Here is a 21,637-nt window from a genome sequence, read left to right as displayed (position 1 = left end):
GCTCAGATCTCGATGTTGATGATCTTCCGGATCCACAGGAATCCGACCAGCTGCAGGCAGACCGCAATCATCGTTACGATCTTGCCGGTGGGATCCTTGAACAGGATCGACATGTATTCCGGGTTGAGCGTGTAGAGCAGTGAGAACAGCACGATCGGCAGCGCCGCCAGCAGGTAGCCGGTGAGGCGGCCCTGCGCCGTGTACACCCGGAGCTGCCGCCGGATGGTGAAGCGGGCCCGGATCACGGAGGCCAGGTTATCGAGGATTTCCGCGAGATTGCCGCCCACCTCGCGCTGGATCATGATCGCCGTCACCAGGATGCGCACGTCCACCAGGTTGATCCGGTCGGCGAGCCCGAGCAGCGACTCGTCGAGCGGCAGCCCGAAGCGCTGCTCCTCGAACACGCGGCGCAGCTCGCCCGACACCGGCTCCGCGCCGTCCTCGGCTGCCATCTTGAACCCGGCGGAGAGCGGATGCCCCGCGCGGAGCGCGCGGCCCATCAGGTCGATGGAGTCGGGCAGGACTTCCTCGAACTGCGCCAGCCGGCGGGCGCGCTTCCGGCTCACGTAGATGTAGGGCAGCGCGCCGCCGATGATGGTGCCGAGCAGCGCGGCCGGAATGAACTCGGTGACGGCGAACACCGCGACGCCCACCGCAACGGCGAGCCCCGCGCTCAACAGGAAGAACGTCTGCAGCGTCCAGGTGAGCCCGGCCTGCTGCAGCATGTGCTCGATATCCTTGAGCTGGGGCAGCCGCGCGGCGACCGGCCCGAGCCACGCCGCCTGCGACACCGCGCTCCGGAGGAGCGTGCGCTGCTGCTCCTGGCCCACGCCGTCCGCCAGCTCGCGGAGCTGCTGCACCATCATCCGCTTGCGCTGCCGCTCGCGGAACCACTCCCAGAGGAGCACCACAGACACCGTGGCCAGCGCCACGACGAGAAAGGCCGCGAGCGCGAAGAGCCACGCCGTGCTCGAGAGCTTTACCATCGGCCGCCTCCGTGGCCGGGCTCCTTCCCGTTGAAGTTCGAGAAGAGCACGGAGGAGAGGTCGATGCCGTACGACTTGAGGCGGTCGGCGAACTTGGGCCGGATGCCCGTGGCGCGGAACTCGCCGAGCACCTTGTCGTGCTCGTCGATGCCGTGCCGCTCGTAGAGGAAGATGTCCTGCATCGTGATGACGTCCCCCTCCATGCCCACGATCTCCGACACCTGCGCCACCTTGCGGGTGCCGTCGGAGAGCCGGATGACCTGGATGACGACATTGATGGCGCTCGCGATCTGCTGCCGCATGGCCTTTTCCGGAAGATCGAGGCTCGCCATGGCCACCATCGTCTCCAGACGGCTCAGCGCGTCGCGCGGCGAGTTGGCGTGGATGGTGGTGAGCGAGCCGTCGTGGCCGGTGTTCATGGCCTGGAGCATGTCGACGGCTTCGGCGCCGCGGCACTCACCCATGATGATCCGGTCGGGCCGCATGCGGAGGGAGTTGATGACCAGCAGCCGCTGCGGCACCTCGCCGTGGCCCTCGATATTGGCGGGCCGGGTTTCGAGCCGCACCACGTGGGGCTGGCGCAACTGCAATTCGGCCGAGTCCTCGATCGTCACGATCCGCTCGGTGCCGGGGATGAATGACGACAGGATGTTGAGCAGCGTCGTCTTGCCGGCGCCGGTGCCGCCGGAGATGAGCACGTTGAGCCTTGCCCGCACCACGCCCCGGAGCAGCTCGAGCATCGGCTCGGTGGCGCTCTCGTAGCGGATCAGGTCTTGGCCCGAGAGCGCGTCGCGCTTGAACTTGCGGATCGAGACATGGGGGCCGTCGAGCGCGAGCGGCTTGATGATGGCGTTGACGCGCGAGCCGTCGGGCAGCCGGGCGTCCACCATGGGCGAGGAGTCGTCGATGCGGCGGCCCACGGCCGAGACGATCCGGTCGATGATCTGGAGCAGGTGGCGGTCGTCCTGGAACTGCACGTCGGTCCGCTCGAGGCGGCCGTGCCGCTCGATGAACACGGTGTTGTAGGTATTCACCAGGATGTCGGAGACCTCGGGGTCCTTGATGAGCGGCTCGAGCGGGCCCAAGCCGAAGATCTCGTCGAGCACCTGGCCCACCACGACGTCCCGCTCCTCGAAGTTGAGCGGCACCGACTCCTGGGTGACGAGGTCGCCCACGACGCGGCGGATCGCCTCGGCCACCTGCTGGCGGTCGAGCCGGTCGAGGTTGGAGAGGTTGAGCCGCTCGAGCAGCTTCCGGTGCACCCGGCCTTTCACGACCTGGAGCGCGTGAATGTTGACCAGCTCGTCCGAAGCCGCACCGCCGGCCGGCGCTGCCGCGCCCGGCGCGGCCATTCGCTCCGGCTTCGCCGTTTCCCAGGGCAGCGTGGGCCGCCCGCCGTCCGCCTGCCCGCCGTTCGGGCTCCGGCCCGCCACGTCAGTCATTGCCTGAGCCTCCCGGCCGCTTTCCTACGCGGCCCAATACGGTGCGGAACTGTGCCGTGACAGCCCCGGTGATCCCGGGCTTGCGTTTGCCCGGCCCGAGCCCGGCGATCTGCGCCGCCAGCGCCTTCACATCCTTGGCGTACACCGACTTGCCGTTCAACACCACCGGCTTGCCCTCGTTGAGCGAGCTCATCACCGCCTCGTAGTCGTTGCTGATCTTCGAGAACACCTTCATCCCGAGGCTCTCCTCGACGTCGCGCACCGTGACCGGATCATTCGCGTTGTACCGATTGACCACCAGCCGAACCTGCTCGACGCCCCTCGGCAGCACCCGCTTGAGCAGCGGAAACCCGCGCTGGATGTTGCGCAGCGACGGGAGATCGACCGTCGTCACGATGAACACCAGGTCCGACTGCTCGAATGCGGCCAGGGTGGACGGCGCGAACGAGCGCGGCGTATCCACTACCACGTACTCGTAGTGTTGCCGCAGGAACCCCAGAATGCGGCGGACCTGGTCGGCGGTGATGGTCTCGGCCTTCTCGGGCTGGAACGGAGCCGAGAGGAGGTGGATGCCGGAATCGTGCCGCTCGATGTAGGAGGCGAGGAGGCTCGCATCCATCCGGCGGAAGTTTTCGACGAAATCGATGAAGCTGAACCGCGGCTGCACGCCCAGCGCGAGGGCGCTCTCGCCGAGCTCCAGGTCGAGGTCCACCAGCAGGGTCTTCTTGCCGGTGAGCCGGTGGAGCACGATGGCGAGGTTGGTGGCGAGCGTGGTCGAGCCGCCACCCCCCTTGGGGCTGAAGAGCGACAGGATCTGGCCGACCCGCTGGGCCTCGTTCTGGGCGCGGCCGATCTTCTGGGAGAACCGCTCGATCGAGCTCTTGAGCGCCTCGGGATTGATGGGCCGGAGGAGGTAGTCCGACACGCCGGCGCGCATTGCGGCCATGAGCAGGTCGGGCGCCAGCTCAGGCCCGATCGCCACGATCTTGAGATCGGGGCTCATGTCGGCGAGGAAGTGGGCGAACCGGATCCCGGTCTCCGGGTCCTCGTGCAGGTCGAGGAACACGAGATCGGGCTTGGCCTGGCGGAGCGCGGTGAGGTGCGCCTCGCCGATGGTGGCGAAGCGCTCGGGAATCTCGAGGTCGATCACGACGCCCAGATCCGCGCCCCCGAGCAGGCGCCGGAGCGCTTCACGCAGGGCCGCGTCGTGGCCGACCAGGACGCTCCGAATGGCAGGTTTCGTCATGCGCTCCGTTTCGCTTCCGTCGCCTCGGCGGGACGGGTTATCTGATCAGCCGGATCGTCTTCACCAGCGAGCCGTTCGTGCCGCCATTGCCCGCGCCCACGCCCTTGGTGAAGTGCAGGAAGATGCCGGTCACCCACCGCTTGGGGTTGCCGCCGCCGCCGTTGCCGCCACCGCCGTTCCCCCGGCCGCCGCCGTTCCCGCCGCCTCCATTAGCCACGGTGAACGGCTTCTCCACGAATACCGTGGCGAAGTTGTTGAAGGTGAGGTCATTGGCGTTCGGAGCAGTGGCGTACACCGCTGGGTCGTACACGGCCACCGTGATGACCCGCGGGCTCTGCATCCAGTCGTCTTCGGTGCAGGTGCCGGTCGCCGGGCACTTGTTCGAGCCGACCACCTGGTTGTTCTGGTCGTCCCAGGTCGCGTTCGGATCCTCGCTGTACAGGTCGTCCCATGCGTTGCCGATCGGGCCGGCACCGATCCCGTTGGCCGCCGGGTAGCTCTGATTCACGCTCGCTTCGCTGAGACCGCAACTCGCGCCTATTCCAGCCGCCACCGAGGCGGCGGATGTGCCGCCCGGTCCGTTACCGCCGCCGGGGCTCCCGTCGGTGGCCCAAGCCTGGTAGAACGACGACGGCTGAATGCTCGGGCCGGGGTTGCCGTTGCCAGGCGACTCGATCATGAGCACGAGACGGCGGCCGAAGTCGTTGATTTTCGCCGTCTGGTAGGTGCCGACCTGGCCATTGCGATACCCCGTGCCGTACCCGTTGACCGTCTGGCCGTACGACTGGCCGGCCGCACCGGTGTAGTGCCAAGCCTCGATGAAGTCGTTCGGCGGCGAGGGGTAGCCGTTGCCCGAGGCCGGCGGCCCCGGGATGTCCCACACCTTGTTGCTCACACCGTTCGGGACCAGCGTATCAGCTCCCTGGCCCGGCCCGGGCTCACTCCACATGTCGGGAATCGCGATCGGCTTGAGGCACTGCACCTTGCCCGAGGGCGAGGCCTGGGCCGTGGCCGCCGCGTTCACGGTCGAGCTGCTGAAGCCGATCGTCGAGGCGAACCAGTTGCGGATCCCGGCGCGCTGGATGACCACGTGCACCAGCAGGCTGTCGGGCACCGGAACCACGCTCACGATGTCTGGATCGCTCACCTGCACGTGCTGAATCGAGTTCAGTTTGGCGAAGTCCCGTGCCGCCGAATCGACAAACGGCACCGCGGCGTTCGGGTCGGGGATGAACATGTACTGACCGGCGCCGGCCAGCGCGCTCGCGTCCGCCGCGCGTTGCGCCTCCGTTTGCGCGCTGTACAGCATGCCGAGATCGATCGCGATCGCAGACAGCCCGAGCATCGTGAAGATTGCCACCGCCACGAGCGGCAGGGACTGGCCTCGCTCGTTCCGGGTACGACGAAAGCGCCTCCGCATTTTCGCCTCCGGGACCCCGTCCCGCACGTCGTCCGCACCGCCCGCGCGGGGGCCCCCGCGCGGGTCCTTCGCCACTACTTGACCAACCGCAGAATCTTGATGAGCGAGCCGGTGGCGCCGCCCGCCCCGGCACCGACGCCGTCAGCGTAGCCGATGAAGCGGCCCATGACCCAGCGCTTGGCGTTCTGGCCGTTGCCCACCTTGTACGGCCGCTCCATGAACACCCGCGCGAAGTTGAGGAACGCGAGATCGTTGTTGCTCGGCGACGTGCCGTAGAGCGTCGGATTGTAGATGCCGATCGTGATCACCCGCGGGCTGTTCTTCCAGTCGGAAAACTCGCACGCGCCGCTCGCGGGGCACTTGTTCGATCCCGTGATCTGATCGGCGCCGCCCGAGGTCACGTTCTCGTTCCACGTGGCATTGGGATCGAGCTGATACAGATCGTCCCATGCTTTGCCCACCTGGCCGGTGCCCAAGCCGTTTTGCTCTACCGTGTATTCGCCCTCTACGTCCCCCACCACTGCGGATGCGATATCGCAACCATTCCGGATGTCGTTCGCCAGGTCCATTTTGCCGGCTTGTCCCTGGGGCAACCAAGCCTGGAAAAACGAGTGCGGCGTGATATCGACGTCGTTACCGTTGCCGTCCATGATCATCAGCACGAGCCGCCGGCCTACGTCGTGATTGGTCGCGGCCAGATAGGCGCCCGCCAGCCCGTCGCGGTAGGTCGAACCCCATCCGGTCGCGCCCTGCTGGGTCTGCGGCACGTAGACCTGACCGGGATCGATCGAGCCGGTCGCGTCCCAGCGCCACTCCTCCCGCGGGTGCGGGGGATTGTCCACCGGCACGGAGTTTCCGGCGCCGCCGGATGAGGGCGGCGGCGGAAGATCCCAGACCTTGTTGGCCGAGGGATTGATCAGGGGCAGATCGCGCGTGGACGTGAGCGTGTCCAGCCCCGTCGGCGTTCCCGGCTCGTTCCAGAGATCCTGCGCCGCGATCGGCTTGATGCACTGCACCTCTCCCGCCGGCGCGGCCTCCGCTGTCGCAGCCGCGGCGACGGTCGAGGTGGCGAAGCCGAGCGTCGAGGCGAACCAGTTCTGGATGCCGGTGCGCTGGAGGACCACCCTCACCTGCAACGTCGCCGGATCCGCGTTCACGCTCACGATATCGGCGTCCGTGATCGACACGTGCTGAATGGCGTTGCGCTTGGCATAATCTCGCGCCACGCTGTCCGCCAGCGGCGCAGCCGCGTCGGCGTCAAACTGCTCCTTGAATTTCTCCGCCCCCGCGAGCGCCGCCGAATCGGCGGCGCGCTGCGCCTCGGTCTGCGCCACGTACAGCCGCCCGAGATCGATCGCGATCGCCGCAAGCGCCAGCATCATGAACAACGCCACCGCGAAGAGCGGCAGCGTGGCGCCGCGCCGCGCGGTGGTCGTCCCGCCGAATACCCGCATACGAGCCTCCCTCCGCTACCGCCGCTCCACTACTGCTGGTCCACCGGATTCGGTTGGGCGTCCTTCGGCTCGAACTGATTGCCCACGCCGACGCCCTTGCCGCTGTCGGCGCTCGCCGGCAGCCGCATGTACTTGTCCCACTGCCACGTCGAAGGCTCGCCCGTCGGGATCGGCACGACCTCGTTGCCCGGCACGATGAGCCGCGGCGTCACCAGCACCAGCAGCTCGGTGCGCCGCTGCCGCGCGTCCTTCGAGCGGAAGAACTGGCCCAGGATCGGCAGGTCGCCCAGGATGGGGATCTTGCTCACGTTGTTGATGAGCGAGTTGTCCAGCAGCCCCGCGATCGCGAGGTGCTGACCGTCGCGCATCTCCACCTCGGTCTCCGCCCTCCGGGTGAGGAGGCTCGGAATCGTGAAGCCGCCGAACACGAGCGCGTTGCCGAAGTCGAGGGAGGAAACCTCCGGCGCCACCTTGAGCCGGATGCTCCCGTTCCGCGTGATCGTGGGCGTGAACTTGAGCTTGATGCCGAACTCGCGGAACTGGATCGCCACCGCGCCGGCGCCGCCGCCGCCCTGGATGGACGGATAGGGGAACTCGCCGCCGGCCAGGAACGAGGCCTCCTTGCCCGGCAGCGCCACCAGGTTCGGCTCCGAGAGGCTCTTGAAGTTGCCGCGGGTTTCGAGCGCGCGGAGCACCGCCTCGAAGCTCGCCCCCGCGTTGAAGAGCCCGAGGTCGAGGATGCCGTCCTGGAAGGTGCCGGCCGGCGAGGCAAAGGTGCCCGGCGCCACGTTGCTCGAGCCGCGCCAGTCGCCGTTGTCGCTCAGGTTCTGCGGATTCCTGACCAGGAACTGGCTGCGCAGGTCCTGCAGCGCGCTCTTGTTCACCTCGGCAAACCGCACCTGCAAGACCACCTGCACCGCGTCCGGCGTGGTGAGGTTGTCCACGATCGTGGCACCCGAGCCCTTGGCGATTTCTACGGCGCGCGCCGCCACGCTCGCGTCGCGCACCTGCCCCGACAGCGTCACGGTGTTACCCGTGGCGTTCACGTCGATGTGCTCCCCCGGAAGCACGGCCGAGAGATAACGCTGCAATCCGGTCGCGTCGGCCGTGACCTCGATACTGTAGAGCCGCACCACGCCGGAGTCGTCCCAGAGAAACAGGCTCGTCGTGCCGAGCGCGCGCCCGCTCACCACCACCTCGGTGGGCGAGACCGCCACCACGTCCGCCACGTCCGGATCGCCCAGCGAGAAGCGCTGGATCTTGACCGGGTTCACCAGCAGCACCGACGCGCCCTTGGACACCGACATCACCTGCTCGGGCTGCTTCACGAGCCGCTGGGCCTCGGCCGGCCGGCTCGCGGCCAAGAGCAGCAGCGCCGCGGCGAGCGCCGTCAGGGCGCGGGGTGGCATCCACGAAGCGGCGGAGTCGCGACGTAGCGTGTGCACGGGGCTCCCGGGGTTGGAAGTCAGGGATTGTTCCGAAACGTCGTGAGCGTGCGTTCACCACCGCGATATCCCTCGATGACGGTCGGCGGCGGATTCTCGCTCGGCCTGGGTATGAAGCGGGGCCGGGGAGCCTTCGGCTCGACCGAGCCCTTGGGCGGCGCCACCAGCGAGAGCTGCTCCGCCTTGGCGCCCTGGGTCACCACCGACGTCGTGTCCAGCGTGTTGCGGAGGGCGAGCTGGATCTGTCCCTCCTTCGATGCCAGCGCCAGCAGCTCGGCCTGCTCCGGCGTCACGAGCAGCGTCACCACCGTCACGCTGAGCGGCTTGCCCTCCTTGTCGTGCTGCAGGATCTGGCCGGCGGCCAGGGTGACGATGTTCTGCAGGATGGTCTTTGTGGTACTCTCCGGCCGGCCGTACTCCTTGTTCTGCGGCAGCGTCAGGATCACGTCCGAGCGGGTGCCCGGCAGCACGAACCCGGCGACGCCCACGACTTCGTCCACCCGGACGCTCACGGCGCGCATCCCGTCCTTGATGAGGATGGGGAGCCCGCCGCCCGCGTCCATGCCCGCGAGTTTGGTGGTGAGCAGCGGTTCGTTTTCCGCCACCGCCGTGAGGACGCCGCGGCCGACGACGTCCGACGGATTGCTCACGAACCCCGGCGGCAGCGTGTTGCCCGGATAGGGAATGGTCTTCACGTCCTCATTGCGCACGATCCCGCCCACCGGCAGCGCGTGCGCGGCCACCACGAGATTCACCTTGGCCGGCTCGGCCGCGAGCAGCGGCGTCGGCTGCTGCCGCAGGTAGCGGAGCGCGAGCGTCGCGGCGAGCGTGCCCGAGATGAGCGCCAGCAGCAGCATGACCCACGGCCGAGTCTTTCGCATGAGGGCTCTCGCTTACTCGTTGCGCATGTGGGCCGACGAGCCGATCAGGATACCGTCGGAACCATTGGTCCACTTCATGAGCGTACTGACGAGGGGCAGCTTGTAGCGGACGACAACGGTGACGATCGCGTCGTTGCCGGTGTTGCGCCACTCGCCCACGACCGTGTCGCCGACGCCGGCGCCGGTGAACATGTTCGAGCAGTAGTTGGCCGTGGCAGGGTCCGTCGTGTCGAGGTCGCAGTTGTACACGAGATCGGTGACGCCGGCTCCCCCGGCCTGGAGGCGGTTGAGGATGCGCGTTTGAATCGCGTCCGGCTTGACGTCGGCGTCGGCGACCACCGTGGAGCGCGCCCCTTCGCGCGCTGAGTCGGTCACGACCTGCGAAATGCTCCACCCACGCCCGAACTCGATGATCCCGCCGATCAGGAGCAACAGCACCGGCAGGACAAGGGCAAACTCCGCGAGGCTCTGACCCGAGCGGTCGGCCGCGAAGCGCCGGAGGACCTTGAGCGTCATATGCGTACCCCTCCCGCGAACCACCACACGAGCGTTCCGAGCGCGATGGGGACGCCGTACGGCACCGTCAGGGCGCCGGGCGACGTAAGCCGCCGCCCCTGCCCGTCCCCGCCGAAGATTTTCCACGATCTGAACAGGTCCAGTGTATTGACCAGCAACAGGGGCAGCAAGCCCTTGCGCGCCACGCTCACGACGGCGACGATCATGCCCGCGATCATGATGAGGGCGAGGGCCCCGATCAGATTGTCCGGACCCATGAACGCCCCCATGGCGCCGAGCAGTTTGGCGTCGCCGGCGCCCATGGCGCCGATGGCGTAGAGCACGAAGCCGGCGGCAAGCGCCAGCCCGGCGCCTTGCACGCCCGCGGATAGCGCGGGCCAGCCGAACAGGCTCCGGACCAGGAGCGCGGCCACGAGGCCGGCTATCGTGAGCTGGTTGGGGATCCGGCGGGTCCGCAGATCGGACCACGCGGCCACCACCATGAGCCCGGTGAGGCTCATGCTCGCGGCGGCCTGCAAGGTCCGGCTGTCGGCAGCGATCAATGGGTCCTCACCGTCCTACGAGTGTGGTGGCAAGCCCGAGCACATCCGCCACGCGGGCGAACACGCCCCCGACGCCCTGGCGCACCATCTGGAGAAAAACTGCGAGCACGGCGACGCCGAACACGAGCACGATCAGGTCGCTTACCCGACCGCGGCCCGCGCTACTGTACCGCCGGCGCGCTGCGGCGCCGGGTATTTCAGCGCTGCACGCCTCCACCTCCGGGCCGGCCGCCACCGAGTCCGATGGCGGCGCGACACGGACGGGGTTCGAAAGCTTGATCAGCTGATCGCGTTCGCGCTGGCGAGCGCAGTATTGGCCTTGCTGAAAATGCCCTTGATGCTGTTGCCCATGCCCTCGATGAACAGCACCACGCCGACCACGATGAGGCCGAGCAGAAGGGCGTACTCCGACAGCCCCTGCCCCGACTCATCCGTCCAGAACATCCGCGCCACGTTCGTCATATTGCCTCCGCCTACTGGTGGTGGAAAAGCGGGGGGTCGCCTTTTGCGCACCTTCCCCGACGCAGACGCCCCTCGAAGGCGGAGCGTCAGAACGTCCCATTTGGTCTGCGGTTCTTTCGATAGATTGCGGGAAACCGGCGCCCTGTCGGGCAAGAGGTGTGCCCACCGCACGATGCGGCCCTGGCCAGAACGGCAACCTACGGCCGGCCTCCCTCCCGCTTCGGAAACGCCGGCTCGCGCCGGCACCCGCCCCGCGGCTCGCCATTAACCCCTTGCTTGCCTGCCGCTTGCCGGAGTCCAGCGCTCGGCGCTCGGCCGTCTGAGATTTCGCCGGGGGCCGGGACCCGCGACGTGCTCATAGACGGCCACCCGGCGCGATTTTCGCTTGTCGGAGCCCTACACCAAGGTTGTGGCGGCATCGCTTCAAGTGAATCCGGAGACCGCACCGGCCAAGACCAGCCTGGCGGCCGATGGCTCCGGTGCTTGGGACAGCATCTATCCCGCCACGCCACAATGGCTTAGTTTCACGCGACCGCGCCATTCCCCAAACCCGGGACCGCCCGGAACCGGATGCAGAAACCCCCCGAGCGCCGAAGCCCATTCGGACCCCCCGCGCTCCCCGCAGTCGTGTTCGCGACCGTGGCCCTGCTGGTTCCGCTCGGCCTCGAGTTTCCATTGCTCAACTCGGACGGCGACGTGGCCCGCCACCTCCGCCACGGGCTCACGATGCTCGACCAGCACGCGCTCATCCACGCCGATCCCTTCTCGTTTACCCGGCCGGGCGCGCCGTTCCTGGGCTTCGAGTACGGCAGCCAGCTCGTGCTCGCGCTGGCGCACCGCGCCGGCGGCCTCGCCGGCGTCGCCATTTTCGCGGGGCTGCTGTTGGGCGCAGTCTACGCGCTCCTCGCCGCCTTTCTGCTCCGGCGCGGCGTCGACCCGGTCCTCACGTTTCTCGTCACAATGGCGAGCGTCGTGCTGGGCTCGGGCCACTGGCTTGCCCGGCCGCATCTCTTCACGTTCCTGGGCATCGTCCTGTTGCTCGGGCTGCTCGAGCCCCGGTTCAAGAGAAACGTTTGGCTCGGCCTGCCGCTCTTTGCGGTGTGGGCCAACCTGCACGGCGGCTGGCTGCTTGGCCTCATCGTGATCGGCGTGTACGCCGCCGGCGCCGCGCTCGAGACGCTCACGGCGAACTCACCCTCGGCGCGCGCGCGGTGGATTCGCGAGACGCGGTCGCTCTGCCTCCTGCTTGGGCTTGGCGCCATCGCCACGCTGCTCAACCCCCACGGGCTGGCGCTCGCGGGGCATGTCGCGGGGTTCTTTGCCGACCCGTACATCGTGAACAACACGGCGGAATTCCAGTCGCCCAACTTCCACGAGCCTTGGGCGCGGGCCTTCCTGCTGGTGCTCCTCGTCCTGCTCGGCGCGCTGGCGCTCACCCGCCGCCGCCCGACCTGGCCGAGGCTGCTTCTGATCGCCGCCGGGGTGGGGCTGGCACTCGTCTCCCGGCGCAATATTCCAATTTTCGCGCTAACTGCCCTGCCGGTTGCCGCCCTGCACCTGGCGCCGGAATGGGCCGCGCTTCCCGATCCGCGGGCGTTCCGGGCCAACTTCGCCCGCTCGGCCCGGCAGGCCGTATCCTGGCCGTGGATTACCGCGACCGCGGCTGCGATGGCGGCGCTCGGCTTCTCGCACGGCCGGATAGGCAACGCGCAGGTCGTGGGCGATTCGTTCAGTGCGCGGCTCTTCCCGACGGCGGTAGTGGCGCGCGCGCGGCGCGACGGCGAAACCGGGCGCCTCTTCACCGACTTTTCCTGGGGCGGCTACATCCTCTACGCGTGGCCGGAGCAGAAGGTCTTCATCGACGGCGGGACCGATTTCTACGGCCCCGGCCTCCTGGAGGAGTACCAGCGCATCATGCGGCTCGACCCGGGCTGGCGCGAGCGGCTCGACCACTGGCGCATCGATCTGCTGCTGCTCAAGCCCCGCTCGGCGCTGGCCCACGAGGCGATGCGCGACGGCGATTGGCAACTGGTGGATTGCGACTCGGTCGGCGCGCTGCTCCGCCGGCGAGCTGCGCCGGATACCGCGGCGCGCTCCGTAGCGCTCAGCGCGGACTCCGCTGAGGCCTCGCTCGATGCATGCGCACCGCCGTCTGGCGACGGGTCCGAGAGCTATTCACTTCGGCCGCTCGGCAACGCCGAGCAGCGACAGGCCCCACGGCAGGCCGATGCCGTTGGCGAGGCTGCTTTCGGCGCTCAGGATGGCCGTGAGGATCGCGTTCACGGGCGGGCTGTACATTCTGAGATCGGATTGACTCCGCCCGTTTCCGGGGCGCAACCGCTGCACCAACCGCCGCGCGCAAACCATCGGAAAGAGCGCGGCATTCCAGTACGAGAGGCGGACGAGGCGTAGCCCTCCGGTCGCCATAAGCGACCGCACCGCGGACCGGGTGTAGCGGCGGAAGTGATGCAGCGCGCGATCGTGCGGCCCGGAGAGCCAGGGGTGCGCGGGGACCGTGAATACCAGCGCACCGCCGGGCTTGAGCACCCGCGCCACCTCCCGCACCGCCGCACGATCGTCGTCGATGTGCTCCAGTACGTCCGAGGCCACCACCAGATCGAATGCGCCGCCGGCGAGGGGGATGGCGGTGCCGCTTGCGCGGCAGCACTCCGCCGCGCCGCTCCGCGCGGCGAGCTCGACCGCGACCGCGCTGGGCTCGAGGCTCACGACGCTGCCGAGCGCCGCGAGCGCGGCGGTATTCGCGCCGGTACCGGAACCGAGATCGAGCACCCGACGCGGCGCGATACCGTTCGGCGCCGCGCGCGCGGCGGCGCGCAGCAACGCGCGGCGCCGAGCCACGAACCAGGCGTGGGTCTGCTCGACCTCGTGCATGCGCAGATACTCGGTGGTTTCCACGCCGATGCGCCTCAGGTGCCCCGGACATAGACGCGGTACCCCGCGACGTCCGCGCCGCGGCGATACCGCGCGATGAGCGCCGGAAATCGGGGGTCGCGAGCGAGGAATGCAAGGTAGTCGTACGGGGAATGGCCGTTCTCTTCGCGCCCCGGCATCGGCGTGGGCACCAGCACGATGCCCGGCCGGTAGCGCGCCCAGTCGCTCACGACCGCCTGAATGCAGTAGCGCTCCGCGGCAGGCAATGTGGCAGCCGGCCGAAACACCGGCGGCCGGCCGGAGTGCACGGCATCGGGATAGAGGGCCTGCACGAACCAGAGCATCGGGAAGCGCGAGGCCCATCGGGCGCCGCTCTCGTTCACGAGCGGAAAATTGAACCGCCCTGAGAGCCGGAGTACCGGTCCGTCGGCCGCGTACGCCCGCAGCGTCGGGGCGAGTGCGGCGATCTCCTCCGCCATCGGATGCGGGGTTGTCATGCCTGCGATAGCCCACACCGCGGCGGACGCGGGTACCACCACGGCGCCGACTCGCGCCACCGCAACCGCGACGCACCCGCTCAATCGGGCGGCCCGGCGCGGATCGAGCGCGACGAAGCCCAGCAGCAACGTGGCGCCCGCGCTTACCGGGTAATAGTGGTAGTTGAAGCCCTTGGCCTGCACGAGTGCAGCGGCGAAGAAGCCCGCGGTGACCGCCGCGGTGGCGTCGGTGAGGCCGGTGCGAGCGACATTGTTTCGCGCGGCGGCGTAGGCGAGCAATGCGAGACACGCGAACACCAGCTCGGGACCTTCGGCGAACAACCGCGAGAGCGACCGATGCTCCCATCCCCAGTAGGTCCCGCCGAGGCGGTGCACCAGGTCGAGATACGCGGGGAGGCCGAGGAACGCGAACGCCGCGATGTAAATCGCGGCGAAGGCCGGCGTCCAGAACAGCTCGGGCCCGAGCCGCTCGCGCTTGCCCGCCGTCCAGCGCCACGAAAGCAGCGCGAGCGCCGCCCACACCAGCGCGACGTATGGCTTGAGCGCAATGCCGACCGCGGCCAGGAGACCGGCCGCATGTCGCAGTGCGCGCGGTGCACTCGGCCCGTCGCGGCGCCGCGCCACGGCCGCCGACGCGGGCAGCACGAGCGCGAAGGCGAGATGCTCGCGTTGGCCGAAGTGGGCCCGGGTCCAGAGAAAGAGGAGCGCCGCAAGCAGCATCGCCGCCGCATTCCGGCGCCAAGCACGATCGGCCGCCATGCTCGGCCGCAGCGCCTGCCAGAGCGCGAGCGCCAGCACACAGATGCACGCGACGCCGATGCGGTTCGCGAGCAGCGCCGGCACGCCGAGCCACCGCTCGGCCAGCGCGGCCGGAAAATCGAGCCACACGGCGAGCGGCGGATTGATTTCGGCGAGATCGGTGTAGAGGTGGGCGCCGCGGGTGAGCTCCTGCGCGACGTACACCAGCCAGGCGACGTCCCAGTTGGCTGGCCGCGCTAGCTCGGAGGCGAGGCCGAGTGCCACGATCGGCGCCGCCCAGATCGCCCACCCATATCGGACTGCCTTCGCCGGCTGGGCGTGCTGCTTCACGGTGTCGAACCCGCGGCGAATTCCGCACGATAGAGCGCCGAGTACTCGAGACTGTCGGCCAGGATCACCCGCGCCCCGGCCCGCTCGACCGCTGCCAGCAGTACGTCGCCTTCGTGCGCCGTCGGATGCGCATGATCCGCGAGCACGATCCAGACGACGGGACGAGCCACCGCACGCATGCGGTCGGCTTCGTTTTCGGCCCAGCCGGCATCCGGCGCGGTCGGCGTGAACCCAGCCCATTGCGCGGCCTGCACGCCGCATGCAACGCCATAGAGATGCAGCCTGCGACCGACGGTGTAGGTGAGCTCTCGCCCCTCTCCGACCGGCCGCGCTCCGCGGCTCGGCGCATTTACGAACCCGGCGCCGCCGGGGCTCGCGATCTCCGCGGTCCAGCGCAGCCGGTTCCAGTCGGGGCTATCCCAACCGGTCGTGTAGTAGGTCCACGCCGGCGTGGCGCGGTGAAAGACGTACACCGGGTCGTGAGGCGCTGCGCGGCGGTCCAGCACGCGCGCGAGCGTTCGCACATCCTCACCGCCCGAGGGGCGGATCGAGAGTCCGGTGACCAGTACGATGCCAGGCACGAGGGCGGCGCCGATGAGCCATCTCGGCCGAAACCAGGGCCTCCGCGCAGCGAGCCAGGCTGCGGCCTCCTCCAGACCGGCCGCGACAAGCAGGCCAAGCAAGGGCGCCGTGAAGAGCATGGTGCGTGTCGACACCGGATAACGCCCGAGCGCGCTCGCTGCAAAGGCGGCGACGATGGGGCCGGTGATTACGAGTGCCGCAGGCCGCCCCATGCGACGCGCGAACGCCGCGGCGCCGAGCGCTGCCACCGCCAGCACGACGGCGCCGTCGCCCGTAAACGCCAGGGCGAAGACGCCGAGCGCCGTTTCCTCCCAGGCCCGACCGATCCGACCGGCGAGATCCGGCGTGCTCGGCACGAGGAAGGCCGCGTGCCAGTACTGCCGCATGTACTCGCTCGACGCCACCGCGCGGTAGCACACCGCGTAGAGGACCGCGAAGAGCGCGGCCCAGGCAAGGCCCGCAAGCGCGAGGCGCCCGAGCAGCGCGCGCCGGCGCGCCGGCGGAAGGGAGCGGTCGAGAGCGTCCCATGCGAGCGCGGCCCCCGCGGCGCCGGTGACGAACGCGGCGGGGAGCGAGAGCACGATGGCGGCGGCGCCCGCGAGCCCGAGCCGAAGCCAGCCGCGGCCCTGGCGCAATTCGCCGCGGCGCTCGAGCAGGTACCAGAGGAAGCCGAGCGCCACGAGTGCGTCCAGGCTGTAGGGCTTGAGCTCCCCAGAGTAGCGCAGCAGCGGGATCGAGGTGGCGAGCAGGCCGACGAACGCCACGGCGCCCAGGGGGCCGAGCAGGCGGCGTCCGGCGCCCCACGCGAGCGGCAGCAGTGCGAGACCGGCCAGGAGCGGCACGATTCGCAGGCTGTACTCCGTCACGCCGCCGAGCGTCACGGCGAGCCGCTCGCCCCACAGGAACGGCACCGTGGCGATCTGCGCGTAGTCGAGCGGGTGCGTGAGGCCGGCGAGCGAGCGCTGCGCCACGTTGAGCGCGAGCATCGCTTCGTCGCCCCAAAGTGCCGGCCGGCGGAGATACGCGGCCAGGCGGACGGCGGCGCCGAGCACGAGCAGCGCGACAACGGCGCTCCCGGCGGTGATGCCGGCTGCGGCCGTTGCGGGCGTTCCCCGGAGGGGCCGCATCGCTGCTGAGGTCATGGGGGACCGGCGACAATTGCAGGGGGCTGCGGATAGTCGATGGAGAGAAGCTCGGCGCCTGAACTAGCCGACACAATATGTACCGTGCCACCGGTTCGCCGGATGGCCTCGAGCAACGGGGCGGACTCGTCGAGCTGAGTGTGTGCGTACCCGCTGAGAAGGACCCAAGCACGGGCATGCGCCGCCGCATGGAGGCGTTCAGCTTCGGTCTCGGCCCATCCGGTATCGGGGAAAGTGGGAACGAATCCGAGCCACGCCCGAGCCTGGGCACCCGTCGATGTGCCGATGACGATGCGGTGTCGGCGCCAGCTAAAGTCGGGAACGGTAGCCATTGCCGGAGAGCGGCGACCCCGGGCAGCGCCGTTATTAAATGATGGGCCGCCGAGTCCAGCCACCTTCGCGGTCCAGCGGAGCTGGTTGGGATCGGGCCAGCGCCAATCGGTCGTATAGAACGTCCAGCCGGGGATCGTCCGGGCAAAGATGTAAACCGGTTCGCCCGGCGCTCCGCGTTCAGCGAGCTCTTTGACCAGGGGCCGGATTTCCTCCCGTTTGCTCGGCTCGATCGGGGACTGCACGGTGACCCAAGCCCACGCCGGGATCGCGGCGGACCCGACGAACAACACGCCGAGCAAGGCCGCACCGGCAGCCGGCTGCGAGCGCGATACGGCAGTTCCCGCCCACCATACGCCGGCGGCGCACAGCACGGCGAGCGCGGGCGTAGTGAAGAGCAGCAACCGCACCGCGATCGGGTATTCGCCCGCCACTGACGCGCCGAACGGCGCCGTCAGCGTAGCGAGCAGCAGGAGCGCGGTCGCTCTCCCTCGGCGGAGCGCGACCCAGGTCGACCCAGCAGCGGTGAGCCCCGCGACCAGCCACAATCGATCGAAGATGCCGCCCCAGCAGTTCACACTGCACGCCAACTCGCCCAAGCCGAGGACCACGCGTCGGCTCAAGTGCGGTGTCCCCGGGCGGAGGAACGCCGCCTCCCAGAAGCGCTGCATGTATGCGGCGGTGGCGGGCGAGGTCAACGCCAGCCGGTAGGCGCCGGCGAACGCGACCAGCCACGTGATCGCGAGCATGGCCACCCGGCTGATGCCGTCGCGGGATCGGCGGGTCCAAACTATCGCGGCGAGTGTGACAAGTGCCGCGGCGCAGGTGAACACTGCGGACAGTGAGCCGATGATCCCGATAGTGCCGATGGCGCCCAAGCGTACCCAGCCGCGCCGCACGTCCGGCTCGCGGAGCACGGCCAGCGCGCAGAGCAATACCACGGCGCTCACGCACGCATCAAGCGTGTACGGTTTGACCTCGCCCGAGTAGCGGATCAGCGGGTACGCCGTCGCGGCGATCGCGGTGGCGAGCACCGCGGCACCGGCCGGCACGATCTGCACAGCGAGGCGATAGACCAACACCAGCAGCACGCAACCCGCGATGAGGGGCCATAGCCGCAGCGCGTACTCGTTGGCGCCAAGCGTGAGAAACGCCGCACGCTCGAGCCAGAGGAAGGGAAACGAGGCGATCTGGGCGTAATCCAGTGGTGAGAGCAACCGGCCGAACGAGCGCCCGCCAATATTGAGCGCGAGCATCGCCTCATCGCCCCAGAGCGACGGGCGCTGCACGAAATACCCGACCCTGAGCGCCACCCCGAACGCGATGACCAGCCCCGCCGCCGTCCCCGGCCCGAGCGGGCGCCGCATTGCGCTCAGGAGCGCGCCGTGCGCTCGAGCGTCTGCTCGCGGAGGGCCGGCGACCCCGATCCGGCGGGAAGCGGTGCCTGCGCGGGCGCGGCTGCGCGCGGCGGAAAGAAATTGAATCGCACGATGTGCCACACCGCGGCGACCCCGTCGCGCCACCCGATCTTCTTCCCCTCCGCATACGTGCGGCCGGAGTACGAGATCGACACCTCCCACACCCGCGCCCGCGCCTGCGCCAGCCGCGCCGTGAGCTCCGGCTCGAAACCGAACCGATCGCTCGTGAGCGCGAGCGACTTCATCAGCGGCGCGCGCACCATCTTGTAGCAGGTCTCCATGTCGGTCAGGTTGAGATCGGTCAACATGTTCGACAGGAGGGTGAGAACCGAGTTGCCCACCGAGTGCCAGAAGTAGAGCACCCGGTGATCGCCGCCCAGAAAGCGCGAGCCGAATACGGCGTCGGCCCGGCCGCGCTCGATCGGCTCGAGCAGGCGCGGCAGCTCGGCCGGGTCGTACTCCAGGTCGGCATCCTGCACCACGATCACGTCGCCGGTCGCGGCCGCGATGCCGCTGCGGATCGCGGCACCCTTGCCGCGGTTCTTCGCGTGGCGCAGCACCACGTCGACCAGCCCCTCGGCATGGAGCCGCGCGAGCGCGGTGTCGGAGCCGTCGCGCGACGCGTCATCCACCGCGACGATCTCGAGCCGCAGCGGCACGGCGCGCACCCGCCGCACCAGCGCATCGATGGTCGGCGCCTCGTTATACACCGGGATCACTACGGACAGGCGCGTCACGCTCACCTCCACGATCTTGGCGTGTGCCTAGCTGCGGCCGGCTGCGAGCCCCGCCCACGGCGCGATGTGCGGCGTACGATAGTTGCCGCGGAGGCAGCGGGCGCGCACCCGCGCCACATCCCACGCCATCGCCAGGCAATCAGACGCCAGGTTCACCTTGGATCCCGCGCGGTGGGTCCAGTTGACCGGCACCTCCGCCACGGCGTATCCCCGCTGCTCCGCCATCACCAGCAGCTCCACGTCAAAGCCGAATCCGGCGGTGCGCATGCGGGAGAAGAGATCGTGCGCCACCTCCCCACGAAACAGCTTGAACCCGCACTGCGTGTCCACGTACTTACCGGTGGCGAGCAGCCGCACCAGCAGATGAAACGCGCGGCCGATCCAGCGCCGATACGTCCTGGCCCGCACCGTGACGCCGGCACCCGCGAGACCGCGCGATCCGATCGCCACGTCGGCACCCGCGGCCACGGCCGCCTCCAGCCGCTCCAGCTCGGCGATGGGCGTCGCACCGTCGGCGTCGGTGAAGAGCACCAGCGCGCCGCGCGCGTTCACCATTCCACTCCGCACCGCGTAACCCTTGCCCCGGTTCTCCGCCAGCCGAATGAGCCGCACCTCGGGAAATTCAGCGGCCAGCGCGGCTGCGACCCCGCTCGTCCCGTCGCGGCTGCCGTCGTCCACTACGATGCACTCGATCGATCGGCCGCTCGCGCGGAAATACTCCGCGATCTCGCGTACGGTCGGCTCGAGCCGTCCCTCCTCGTTGTAGGCGGGGACGACCACCGAGACTGCGATGTCGGGGGCCATGCCGCGCCGAGCGGGCAATCGCTGTGCCCTGCGGCGAATGGCGCGAACCGCATGAGCCTCGCACAGATGCACGCCGCGCGCGGCCGCGGGCGGCCAAAAATGTGCCACCAGCGCACCAGTTGTTGCAAGGCGGCGGCAGCCGGGCGGCCCGCCCGAAAGCTTCAGGGCGCCACGGCCGTGCCGAGCCGCGCGCGGGCCCAGCGCCACGCGGCCCGCGCATCGCCCGGGTCCGACGCGTGGACGGGGGTCACGATGTGACCGGGCGAGACGACGAGCGTCGGGTGAAAGGCGAAGCCCGTGGCGCGGACGCCATCCGTGGTCTTCGCAATGTCGACCGCCAGCACAGCGCCCGTGCGCGCCGCGAGCGGATGGAAGTCGGCGATGAAATCGCCGAGGGAGTAGGCGATGAGCCGTCCGCGATACAGCTCGGGCGGTTCCAGCACGTGCGGATGCGCGCCGACCACGAGATCGACGCCCGCGTCGACGAGGTCGTGCGCGGCGCGGCGCTGGTCGGCGTCGGGCTCGAGGTGCCACTCGCGTCCCCAATGCACGAACGCCACCACGAACTCGGCGCCCGCTGCACGCGCACGCGCCACGTCCGCGCGAATGCGCGCGACGCCCGCGGTGCGGAACTCCGCGGTCCAGTCGTTGAAGACGAGCGTCGCGACCGGCGCCTCGCGGCTCGGCGGCACGCTCGCGCCGGATGGGTCGGTGCGTGCGTTCGGCGGGAAGGTGTAGGCAAGGAATGCGACCCGGATGCCGCCCGCGTCGCGCACGACGGGCGCGGTCGAGTCACGCGCGCTGCCGCCGGTGCCCACCGGCGTGAGACCCCGGGCAGTGAGCGCTGCGACCGTCGCGTCGATGCCGCCGAGTCCCTGGTCCCATGCGTGATTGTTCGCCGTGCTTACGAGATCGAACCCGGCGGCCGCGAGCGCCGCGAGGTGCGCCGGCGAGCCGTTGAAGGTGGCAGACCTGGGCCCCGGTCCCACCGGTGCGGCCGAGTCCACCGGAAACTCCAGATTCCCCACCGTGAGGTCGAAACCGCGGAGGAGCGGCGCCAGCGCGGCGTAGGAGCGCGTGAAATCGTCGCCGGCCTGGAGCCGGTGCTGCATCAGGTCGCCGGTGAATCCGAGCCGCGCCGAGGCGAGCGGCGCACCGGGCAAAGGCGAGAGCCCGCTCGGGGACGCGGGCGGCGGGCCCACGCTGTCGACCAGCACGATGGGCGTGCTCCAGGGCTCCGGCGGGTGAAGCACGCGGAACCCGAGGAAGCCCGCGCCGCAGAGCATGCCGAGCGCGAGCGCCGATTCGCCGAGGCGGCCGACGACGTCAGCGGGCCGCATGCGCTGCTCCGGCGAGTGCGTACACCTCGAAGCGGTCGTTGGCGTACACCACGTGGACGGCCGGATCCGGGTCCCGCGGCAGGCTCACATAGGGTGGCACGTCGAGCCCGCGGCGGTCCCAGACGAAGTAGTCGGCGCCCGTCGTGCGCAGCAGCTCGGCGATGCGCGCAGGCGTGTTGCGACTGGCGTAGCTCCGGTCCCAGAGCGGCACCGCGGGCCAACCGGCTGCCGCGCGCGCCGCGCCGTCCGGAGCGGAGATGAGATCGAGCCGCTCGCGCCACTCGGGCACGGCCGACACCGTCGAGGCGGGAAAGAGCTTGAAGTCGACGTAGATGCTTCGGCGGGCGTACTCGCGGAAGCCTTCCATGCCCGGCGGCACGATGAACAGCGCATCGTTAGAGGACCGTTGCGC

The 21,637-nt window shown here is 69.6% G+C and carries 20 protein-coding genes; 2 read left to right on the top strand and 18 right to left on the bottom strand.

Translation table 11 applies throughout. The features are described 5' to 3' along the window. Positions 1 to 2 precede the first annotated feature (2 nt). The 11 genes from VFW66_08910 to VFW66_08860 all read right to left on the bottom strand — a co-directional run bounded on the left by VFW66_08910 (position 3) and on the right by VFW66_08860 (position 10,394). A complete protein-coding gene (locus VFW66_08910; protein ID HEX5386804.1) occupies positions 3 to 986 on the bottom strand; it encodes a type II secretion system F family protein in 984 nt (327 codons plus the stop codon). Continuing rightward, positions 980 to 2,428: a CpaF family protein gene (locus VFW66_08905; protein HEX5386803.1), complete on the bottom strand. Its 1,449-nt coding sequence runs from the start codon at positions 2,426 to 2,428 to the stop codon at positions 980 to 982. The genes VFW66_08910 and VFW66_08905 overlap by 7 nt, the downstream gene beginning before the upstream one ends. Next, complete coding sequence (locus VFW66_08900) at positions 2,421 to 3,674, bottom strand: AAA family ATPase (GenBank protein HEX5386802.1); 1,254 nt, start codon at positions 3,672 to 3,674, stop codon at positions 2,421 to 2,423. The genes VFW66_08905 and VFW66_08900 overlap by 8 nt, the downstream gene beginning before the upstream one ends. 37 nt (positions 3,675 to 3,711) lie before the next feature. Continuing rightward, positions 3,712 to 5,094, bottom strand: a complete 1,383-nt coding sequence (locus VFW66_08895) for a pilus assembly protein TadG-related protein (protein ID HEX5386801.1) — start codon at positions 5,092 to 5,094, stop codon at positions 3,712 to 3,714. Between the two features lie 74 nt (positions 5,095 to 5,168). Then, on the bottom strand, positions 5,169 to 6,548 hold the full coding sequence (locus VFW66_08890; GenBank protein HEX5386800.1) for a pilus assembly protein TadG-related protein: 1,380 nt from the start codon (positions 6,546 to 6,548) through the stop codon (positions 5,169 to 5,171). Between the two features lie 29 nt (positions 6,549 to 6,577). After that, positions 6,578 to 7,957: a type II and III secretion system protein family protein gene (locus VFW66_08885; protein ID HEX5386799.1), complete on the bottom strand. Its 1,380-nt coding sequence runs from the start codon at positions 7,955 to 7,957 to the stop codon at positions 6,578 to 6,580. Between the two features lie 56 nt (positions 7,958 to 8,013). Next, complete coding sequence (gene cpaB, locus VFW66_08880) at positions 8,014 to 8,874, bottom strand: Flp pilus assembly protein CpaB (protein HEX5386798.1); 861 nt, start codon at positions 8,872 to 8,874, stop codon at positions 8,014 to 8,016. Between the two features lie 12 nt (positions 8,875 to 8,886). Continuing rightward, a complete protein-coding gene (locus tag VFW66_08875; protein ID HEX5386797.1) occupies positions 8,887 to 9,390 on the bottom strand; it encodes a TadE/TadG family type IV pilus assembly protein in 504 nt (167 codons plus the stop codon). Then, the gene (locus VFW66_08870; GenBank protein ID HEX5386796.1) at positions 9,387 to 9,932 is read right to left on the bottom strand and encodes a prepilin peptidase; all 546 of its coding nucleotides are present in this window, start codon (positions 9,930 to 9,932) and stop codon (positions 9,387 to 9,389) included. Before VFW66_08870 ends, VFW66_08875 begins: the two co-directional genes overlap by 4 nt. A gap of 7 nt (positions 9,933 to 9,939) precedes the next feature. After that, complete coding sequence (locus VFW66_08865) at positions 9,940 to 10,167, bottom strand: hypothetical protein (GenBank protein HEX5386795.1); 228 nt, start codon at positions 10,165 to 10,167, stop codon at positions 9,940 to 9,942. Between the two features lie 44 nt (positions 10,168 to 10,211). Then, complete coding sequence (locus VFW66_08860; protein ID HEX5386794.1) at positions 10,212 to 10,394, bottom strand: Flp family type IVb pilin; 183 nt, start codon at positions 10,392 to 10,394, stop codon at positions 10,212 to 10,214. Between the two features lie 627 nt (positions 10,395 to 11,021). On the opposite strand from VFW66_08860, the gene VFW66_08855 reads away from it, so the two are divergent. Both VFW66_08855 and VFW66_08850 read left to right on the top strand, forming a co-directional pair. Beyond that, positions 11,022 to 12,806: a hypothetical protein gene (locus VFW66_08855; protein HEX5386793.1), complete on the top strand. Its 1,785-nt coding sequence runs from the start codon at positions 11,022 to 11,024 to the stop codon at positions 12,804 to 12,806. Between the two features lie 54 nt (positions 12,807 to 12,860). After that, positions 12,861 to 13,340 (top strand): hypothetical protein, encoded by a 480-nt coding sequence (locus VFW66_08850; GenBank protein ID HEX5386792.1) that lies wholly within the window; start codon positions 12,861 to 12,863, stop codon positions 13,338 to 13,340. On the opposite strand, the gene VFW66_08845 is transcribed toward VFW66_08850, so the two are convergent. The 7 genes from VFW66_08845 to VFW66_08815 all read right to left on the bottom strand — a co-directional run. Beyond that, on the bottom strand, positions 13,322 to 14,872 hold the full coding sequence (locus VFW66_08845; GenBank protein HEX5386791.1) for a hypothetical protein: 1,551 nt from the start codon (positions 14,870 to 14,872) through the stop codon (positions 13,322 to 13,324). The two genes, VFW66_08850 and VFW66_08845, sit on opposite strands and share 19 nt — an antisense overlap. Continuing rightward, positions 14,869 to 16,596 (bottom strand): glycosyltransferase family 39 protein, encoded by a 1,728-nt coding sequence (locus VFW66_08840; GenBank protein HEX5386790.1) that lies wholly within the window; start codon positions 16,594 to 16,596, stop codon positions 14,869 to 14,871. The genes VFW66_08845 and VFW66_08840 overlap by 4 nt, the downstream gene beginning before the upstream one ends. Beyond that, a complete protein-coding gene (locus VFW66_08835) occupies positions 16,593 to 18,293 on the bottom strand; it encodes a glycosyltransferase family 39 protein (GenBank protein ID HEX5386789.1) in 1,701 nt (566 codons plus the stop codon). The genes VFW66_08840 and VFW66_08835 overlap by 4 nt, the downstream gene beginning before the upstream one ends. A gap of 5 nt (positions 18,294 to 18,298) precedes the next feature. After that, a complete protein-coding gene (locus tag VFW66_08830; GenBank protein HEX5386788.1) occupies positions 18,299 to 19,081 on the bottom strand; it encodes a glycosyltransferase family 2 protein in 783 nt (260 codons plus the stop codon). Positions 19,082 to 19,108: 27 nt separating this feature from the next. Then, positions 19,109 to 19,885, bottom strand: coding sequence for a dolichyl-phosphate beta-glucosyltransferase (locus VFW66_08825; GenBank protein HEX5386787.1), 777 nt, complete (start codon positions 19,883 to 19,885; stop codon positions 19,109 to 19,111). A gap of 161 nt (positions 19,886 to 20,046) precedes the next feature. Continuing rightward, the gene (locus tag VFW66_08820) at positions 20,047 to 21,225 is read right to left on the bottom strand and encodes a CapA family protein (GenBank protein ID HEX5386786.1); all 1,179 of its coding nucleotides are present in this window, start codon (positions 21,223 to 21,225) and stop codon (positions 20,047 to 20,049) included. Continuing rightward, positions 21,212 to 21,637 (bottom strand): DUF6798 domain-containing protein (locus VFW66_08815; protein ID HEX5386785.1); only part of this gene is annotated, 426 nt, incomplete at its 5' end. The genes VFW66_08820 and VFW66_08815, both read right to left, overlap by 14 nt.

Source organism: Gemmatimonadales bacterium (assembly GCA_036279355.1).
GTDB lineage: Bacteria > Gemmatimonadota > Gemmatimonadetes > Gemmatimonadales > GWC2-71-9 > DASQPE01.
The sequence above is the reverse complement of the archived record's forward strand: the minus strand, read 5'-3'. Positions and strand labels throughout refer to the sequence as shown.

Bases quoted from the DNA above. Each gene is read 5' to 3' on its own strand.
- VFW66_08910 (HEX5386804.1), bottom strand. From the start codon at position 986: ATGGTAAAGCTCTCGAGCACGGCGTGGCTCTTCGCGCTCGCGGCCTTT.
- VFW66_08905 (HEX5386803.1), bottom strand. From the start codon at position 2,428: ATGACTGACGTGGCGGGCCGGAGCCCGAACGGCGGGCAGGCGGACGGC.
- VFW66_08900 (HEX5386802.1), bottom strand. From the start codon at position 3,674: ATGACGAAACCTGCCATTCGGAGCGTCCTGGTCGGCCACGACGCGGCC.
- VFW66_08895 (HEX5386801.1), bottom strand. From the start codon at position 5,094: ATGCGGAGGCGCTTTCGTCGTACCCGGAACGAGCGAGGCCAGTCCCTG.
- VFW66_08890 (HEX5386800.1), bottom strand. From the start codon at position 6,548: ATGCGGGTATTCGGCGGGACGACCACCGCGCGGCGCGGCGCCACGCTG.
- VFW66_08885 (HEX5386799.1), bottom strand. From the start codon at position 7,957: ATGCCACCCCGCGCCCTGACGGCGCTCGCCGCGGCGCTGCTGCTCTTG.
- cpaB (HEX5386798.1), bottom strand. From the start codon at position 8,874: ATGCGAAAGACTCGGCCGTGGGTCATGCTGCTGCTGGCGCTCATCTCG.
- VFW66_08875 (HEX5386797.1), bottom strand. From the start codon at position 9,390: ATGACGCTCAAGGTCCTCCGGCGCTTCGCGGCCGACCGCTCGGGTCAG.
- VFW66_08860 (HEX5386794.1), bottom strand. From the start codon at position 10,394: ATGACGAACGTGGCGCGGATGTTCTGGACGGATGAGTCGGGGCAGGGG.
- VFW66_08850 (HEX5386792.1), top strand. From the start codon at position 12,861: ATGCAGCGCGCGATCGTGCGGCCCGGAGAGCCAGGGGTGCGCGGGGAC.
- VFW66_08840 (HEX5386790.1), bottom strand. From the start codon at position 16,596: ATGACCTCAGCAGCGATGCGGCCCCTCCGGGGAACGCCCGCAACGGCC.
- VFW66_08835 (HEX5386789.1), bottom strand. From the start codon at position 18,293: ATGCGGCGCCCGCTCGGGCCGGGGACGGCGGCGGGGCTGGTCATCGCG.
- VFW66_08825 (HEX5386787.1), bottom strand. From the start codon at position 19,885: ATGGCCCCCGACATCGCAGTCTCGGTGGTCGTCCCCGCCTACAACGAG.
- VFW66_08820 (HEX5386786.1), bottom strand. From the start codon at position 21,225: ATGCGGCCCGCTGACGTCGTCGGCCGCCTCGGCGAATCGGCGCTCGCG.